We start from the raw sequence: 291 nt of genomic DNA, 5'->3' as shown, positions 1-291 counted from the left end.
GGCATGGAGCGACGGGAAGGCCGGGAAGTACCGGGATGTCTGGGAATCATGGGCGACAGACAAGGCGGATACGATACAGAAGGCCATTGGTCATGTGCCCGGTGTAAATACAGTCGAGTTAATTCACATGATAGGCCGGGACTGTCTCGAAGCATGGGACAATGGACAGGCAAGCAATGGAGCACTCCGCTGAATTGAAAGTTTAAGCCAATGCCATTGGGCCCAAAATTGGGCTCAATGGTTCTTCTCATTGTGGGTATACCGTAAAGCGCAGGACACCTTATTGCAAGT

At 51.5% G+C, this 291-nt stretch carries 1 protein-coding gene; it reads left to right on the top strand.

The window, feature by feature from the left end; all coding sequences use genetic code 11:
* Positions 1–193 (top strand): hypothetical protein (locus tag DWV16_RS19415; protein WP_207661951.1); only part of this gene is annotated, 193 nt, incomplete at its 5' end.
* Positions 194–291 lie beyond the last annotated feature (98 nt).

It is taken from the genome of Anaerotruncus sp. AF02-27, from assembly GCF_003465835.1.
GTDB lineage: Bacteria > Bacillota > Clostridia > Oscillospirales > Ruminococcaceae > Anaerotruncus > Anaerotruncus rubiinfantis.
Note: the sequence above shows the minus strand (reverse complement) of the source record. Positions and strands in the feature narration are given on the sequence as shown.